Source organism: Anaerolineales bacterium, assembly GCA_022866145.1.
In the GTDB taxonomy this organism is placed as follows: domain Bacteria; phylum Chloroflexota; class Anaerolineae; order Anaerolineales; family E44-bin32; genus PFL42.
Window position 1 is genome coordinate 1 of record JALHUE010000373.1, and the last position, 5,259, is coordinate 5,259.

6 protein-coding genes are annotated in these 5,259 nt (G+C 66.0%); all 6 read right to left on the reverse strand.

Annotated elements, in window-relative coordinates:
- On the reverse strand, positions 1–321 hold a 321-nt coding region (locus MUO23_11340; GenBank protein MCJ7513549.1), incomplete at its 3' end, for a hypothetical protein.
- A 362-nt stretch (positions 322–683) separates the two neighbouring features.
- The gene (locus tag MUO23_11345) at positions 684–1,070 is read right to left on the reverse strand and encodes a hypothetical protein (protein MCJ7513550.1); all 387 of its coding nucleotides are present in this window, start codon (positions 1,068–1,070) and stop codon (positions 684–686) included.
- Positions 1,071–1,191: 121 nt separating this feature from the next.
- Entirely contained in the window at positions 1,192–2,913 is a 1,722-nt protein-coding gene (locus MUO23_11350; protein ID MCJ7513551.1) for a histidine kinase, read from the reverse strand.
- A gap of 7 nt (positions 2,914–2,920) precedes the next feature.
- Positions 2,921–3,595 (reverse strand): response regulator transcription factor, encoded by a 675-nt coding sequence (locus MUO23_11355; GenBank protein MCJ7513552.1) that lies wholly within the window; start codon positions 3,593–3,595, stop codon positions 2,921–2,923.
- Between the two features lie 27 nt (positions 3,596–3,622).
- Positions 3,623–3,802 (reverse strand): YHS domain-containing protein, encoded by a 180-nt coding sequence (locus MUO23_11360; protein ID MCJ7513553.1) that lies wholly within the window; start codon positions 3,800–3,802, stop codon positions 3,623–3,625.
- 221 nt (positions 3,803–4,023) lie between these two features.
- Positions 4,024–4,803 carry a DUF2085 domain-containing protein gene (locus MUO23_11365; protein ID MCJ7513554.1) on the reverse strand — a complete coding sequence of 260 codons (780 nt, stop codon included), beginning with the start codon at positions 4,801–4,803 and terminating at the stop codon, positions 4,024–4,026.
- Positions 4,804–5,259: the final 456 nt, after the last annotated feature.

Consider the following 5,259-nt stretch of genomic DNA (forward strand, 5'->3'; position numbering starts at 1 on the left):
CACTTCGGCGACGGCGAAATCGGCCCCGGCGGAAGCGGCGCAATCTTCCGCCAACGTGCGCGCCTGGTCCAGCGAGATGCGGCTGGCGCTTCCGGGCGAAACTCGATACCCCGTCCCTGGCACACCTGCCCAAAGCGCAGGTGCTTGGGTCATTCCGTACCCGCCGCCCACACCTGCCCGGGGCGCAAGTGCCTGGGTCATCCTGTGGCCGCTCTGCCATCCGAGCCAGGGTGCTACCCAAGGTCCGACCGCGGCAAGGACGATTGCCAGGGCGATCAGCGCTGCCGAGACTCCCAGAACCCACTGCAACAATCGACTCACGACCTTCACTCCTTTGGAACCCAAGCTTCGCAGGCCCCATCATGGGGGCGTCCAGGACAACTCTAACGGCGCTTCGGTGAGTGCTTGAGAGGGGTTCAGCCCGGCCCCGGCGGGCCGTTTGGCGCGTGTCGTTTGTCACTGCCCGACGGACGAATCTCACTGGCCAAGGAGGTGCCCGTAGCCTTGCCTGACCTCAAAGGGCTACTTCTTGGATCGGGCCGACAGCAGCATGACTCCCACGATCGGGATGGCGAGAAGGCCGGGGAAAGAGAATCTGGAACAAGGGACCGCATGAGGCCGGCGAAAGGGATCATCACGACGGCCTCCGGGAGCAATAGCCTGGGCAGCCAGGTCTGGCAAGCTCAGGCCCCGAGGGCACCCTCCCCCGGGACGGTCAGGCGCGCAGGCCCGGCAACAGTTCCGCTGGCTTCAGCGAGCGATGCCAGGATTCGGCCGACGAGCCCGGGGTCGGGCAGGGCATTCGGGTCGATGATGATCTCCAGGCGGGTTCGCCCTTCGTACGCATGCACCGTGACCACGGCCGGAGGGCCGGCGGGCGGGTAGACAAGCAGCACGGAGTACTGGCACGTGCAGGGCGGCGTACCATGATGTGGGCAGCGGCATGCATCCGAGCCGGGCCCAAGCAGGTCGAAGCTGCGGACGACCTGCAGGCCTTCCCCTTCAAGCGCGTCACACGCCGCCCGCGCGGCCTCCACACCCATGCAGTCGAAGTCGACGAACGGTTTCATTGATGACCTTGAGATCACAATACTGGACCGGCCCGCTGACCGCGACCGTGGAATCGCGGGTCGCGGCATAGGCATTTCTGCTTGTCGGGGAAGGGCGCCCAGGCTGGCCCGGGCCGGTGACTCAGAGGGGGAATTCGAGGCGCACACTCGTGCCGCCCCCGGGCACCGAGTCGAGTGTCAACTTGGCGTTGATCAGCTCGGCCCGTTCCTGCATCCCCATCAACCCATAGTGGGGCCCGGAGTCGAGATCGGCGCCGGGCACCGGCACAGTGAAGCCGGCCCCGTCGTCCTCGATGACCAGGGTGAAGCGGTCTCGCTCAAATCTCATATCCATCTTCGCCGAGCGGGCCCGGGCGTGGCGTGCAACGTTGCTGAGCGCCTCCTGGGCAATGCGATAGACGGCGATCTCCTGCTCAGGAGGCAACCGTCGCGGCTCCCCGGTGGACACCAGTTCAACACGGAGGCCCGCCGCCGCACCGGCATCGTCGGCCAACATCTGAAGAGCCGACGGCAGGCCGAGGTCCTCCAGGTAGATCGGGCGCAGCGCGCCGATGATGCGGCGGACGCCCTTGAGCAGGGCCTGGGTCATGCGCCGCAGTTCGCCCAGGTGGCCGGAGGCATCCGCCGAATTGCCTTGGACAGCCATCTGGGCTAACTGGGTGCGCTGGTCGAGCGCAATCAGTGCCTGGATGGTTTCATCGTGAAGCTCGCGCGCTACGCGCCGACGCTCGTCCTCCTGACCGCGGGTGACAGCGCCGGCATAGCGGCGGACCGATTGCTGATAGGCGCTCAGCCGCTGGGCCATCTGCACCATCGTCTGCTGCAGCGACTTGATCTCGCGGATGCCCCCGACGGGGTCTTCCAGAGCTTGGAAATCGCCTCGCCCGACCTGGGCAGACTTCCTCTCCAGGGCACGCAACGGCTGCACGACTTGCCGGACGGCGAATGCCAGGGCAAGCAGGGTCAGCAGGAGCGCAGGAATCAGCACCAGAGGCGCCGCCTGGGTCTGTCGAAGCAGAGGATTGTCGGCCGACTCCCAGGGTTCCTCGACTACGAGCACCCATCCCAAGGGAGGCACCGGGTCTAATGCAGCCACGTATTCCACGCGGTCGAGATCGAGGAAGGCAACGCCACCGGTTCCCTGCCGGGCGGCGTCGAAGGCTGGGTGGCCCACGACATCCAACTCGGCAGGCGTTCCCTCCCGCCGGTACAAGGTGCGGAGCTGCGAGTCGACGAGCCAGGCCCGGGCCTGGCTCTCGGCAGGGAAAGCGTCGTCGAGGATGCGGCCTGCCAGGTTGCCGGGTTGGAAGGCGCCAACGGCCGATCGGGCTCCGGAAGCAAACGCCACGACGGTGACCGGCATCTCGAAGGACGGTAAGCGCCGGGCTTCGGAGAATTCGGGTTTGCCGGAGGCGCGGCTTCGGTCGAGCAAAGTGGCCAGATCGAACTCGGCCCACCACTCGGCCGGCACGGTGGACGCCAGTGGTCGGCCATCGTTTGCCACAATGGCAAGGCCGCCTTCGAAGTCCGGTAGGAGGTGCGCAGAATCGAGCAGCACAGCTTCTGGATCAGGCGAGTTCATGGCGAGGGCGCCAAGGCTCTGGATCAACAAACCTCGCTGACGGAGCTGCTCGGCGATGGCGTCGGAGGCGGCATGGCTGGCCCGAGCTTCGCGCTCGGCGACCAGATCACGCATGGCCTGGGAATGCAGTCCCAGGCTTCCGAAGGCGATCACGACCAGCAGACCGGTCAGTGGGAGAACCGCAAAGAGCAAGAGCTGCAGCGTCAGGCTGCGGCCCCCGACCTTCGGGGGACGACCTTCGTTGGGAAGAGGGGGGTTCATCGGCGATTCAGTTGCTGTCGTTGGTTTCCAGCACCGGAGGGATGAGCCCCTGGGTGACGGCACGCATCACAGCCTCGGTCCGGCTGGCGGCGTGAAGCTTGCCGAAGACCTTTGCCAGATGGCCCTGTACGGTGCGGTCGCTGATCGACAGCTGTACCCCGATCGCTTTGTTGGTATAGCCGCGGGCGGCGAGGCGTAGCACTTCGAGCTCACGTTCGGTCAGCGCCTCGGCGACCAGGGGCGGTTCGCCGGAGAAGCGGCTGATTAGTTGTCGGGCAATGGCCGGGTCGAGGACCGACTTTCCCTCGCTCACGGTTCGGACCGCCTCGACGATGTCTTCGGCGTCGGCTGTCTTCAGCACGTAGCCGTTGGCACCCGCCTGCAGGACGGCCCGGATGTAGGGCTCATCGTCAAAGGCGGTGAGGATCAGGACCCCGACCGGCAGGCGTTCGGCGCGGATGGCGCGGGCCAGTTCGATGCCCGAGCGCAGCGGCATCTGGATGTCCAGCACGGCCACGTCGGGGAGGTGCTGCCGGATCAGGCGCAGCCCCTCTTCGCCGTCGCCGGCCTCGGCCACGACCTCGATCTCCCCGCTCGCCTCGAGGAACTGACGAATCCCCTGGCGGACGACGGCATGGTCGTCCGCCAGCAGGACCCGAATCGTTTTGACCGGTGATCCCATTCCGTGTGCCATCCAAGGTCGAGCCGGCTAGGCGTGATGCTGGCGCGTCGGTGGCGGCTCCGCTCTGCCAATGTACTTCTGTGGCTCCCGGTCGAAATCGCGCTTGCAGCCCGGGGAGCAGAAGGTGTAGAGCTTTCCATCGTACTCCGACTTGTGGAGAGCGGTGTTCTCATCCACTTCCATGCCGCAGACCGGGTCGATCGCCATGCTGACTACCTCCTGAGCCGCTTGCCGTGGCCGCGGCTCGCACCCTCTTGTCGGTCAATCGAGGATCAGCCTTCCCGCCTCGTCTCTTCCTCGAAGCAGTTCCCTAGGTCCCTGAATTGTAGACGGAAACGCGGCGCATGCCGATGACCAGCGCCGTCGCCGCCGCGCCCGACCGGGGCGGGGCGAACCCGAGGTGGCACGCTCAGGCGCCGTGGCACACCCTATCCCTTCACCGACGCTGCCGACGCGGCGGGAGCTGGAGGTGCCGGCAACAGGTCGCCCTCGAACGAGCCATCCAGCCGGGGTACGGCCAACCAGGCGATGCCCAGGCCAAAGAGGACACCGCTGAGCAGACGCATCCAGGCGTTGAAGGAGCCCCAGGCATCGCCGGCGTAGAACCCGGGTCCCAGGCGGCTGCCGGTGAGAGTCGCCAGCCAGAGGTTCGTGTCGCGAAAGCCAAACCCGAAGCCGGCCAAGTCGCTGAGCAAGTGAGTCGTGCCGTCCAACGCGAGAGGAAGGAGGAGAACAACGAAGGCCCAAGCCGGGAGGGGTCTTAGCCGGTGCCGCAGGAGGCGCGCGACGATCATGAAAGCGAACAGCCCAGTGTACATCGCCGCCATCCGGTCAGACCAGGCCACCTTCCATCCGAGATTAGGCGTGCCGAGGAAGGCTCGCAGGGCGAGAGGCTGCAATGTGACGCCGGCGGCCTGAAGCTCGGCCGGGGAGTACATGAGCTTGGGTCCGAAGACGAAGTACGACCGCTGGGCCATCTGGTGGCACTGTGTGGAATAGAATGTGTAGATCGCTCTGGCGGGGTTGGTCCATCCGATCCGCATGAATGCCGGGGCCAGCCATGGCAACCCGGCGTACAGGCCCACGAAGAGCAGGGTAATTAGGAACCAGTGTCGACGGGTGGCACGCAAGGCGGGTCGGGGGACTTGGGCTGGCCGTGCCGCCCGTCGTGCGGCGTGCTCGCCCCGGGCCAAGGTGAGTTCCTTCATCGCGCCCGGATTGTAGGTGATGCTACCGGACCCGGAGCGCGCCATTTGGCTTGTGACATGCCTGACAGAATCCCGTGCATCACCTCTCGGGTAGCGAGAGTCTCTGAAGATCCCGGCGGTGCACCGGTGGTCGAGTCTCGACGAGCTCAGGCTGTAGGGCGGAGAGGAGGAGCACGACAGCGTCACTCCGGCAGAACCCCGGAGACTGGTCCCCCTGCAATTTCTGTGGCCCTTGAGTTGGGCTCAAGGTGAGCGGATCGGCTCAACCGAGGGCGCATTCGAGGGCTTGTTTCCCCCCGCACAAGAGTCCTGAAAAATCTTGCGCACGAGGCTGAGCCCCTTGCCCGAGTTACTGCCGATTCCGTGGAATGGTCCAGCGTACTTGGCAGTCCGGAATCCCGAAACCCTTGACCATCCGCCTCTCGCATGCCCCCCATACGCAATCACAGAATACGC

Excerpts from the sequence above, each read along its gene's own strand:
- MUO23_11345 (MCJ7513550.1), bottom strand. The coding sequence starts at position 1,070 with ATGAAACCGTTCGTCGACTTCGACTGCATGGGTGTGGAGGCCGCGCGG.
- MUO23_11350 (MCJ7513551.1), bottom strand. The coding sequence starts at position 2,913 with ATGAACCCCCCTCTTCCCAACGAAGGTCGTCCCCCGAAGGTCGGGGGC.
- MUO23_11355 (MCJ7513552.1), bottom strand. The coding sequence starts at position 3,595 with ATGGGATCACCGGTCAAAACGATTCGGGTCCTGCTGGCGGACGACCAT.
- MUO23_11360 (MCJ7513553.1), bottom strand. The coding sequence starts at position 3,802 with ATGGCGATCGACCCGGTCTGCGGCATGGAAGTGGATGAGAACACCGCT.
- MUO23_11365 (MCJ7513554.1), bottom strand. The coding sequence starts at position 4,803 with ATGAAGGAACTCACCTTGGCCCGGGGCGAGCACGCCGCACGACGGGCG.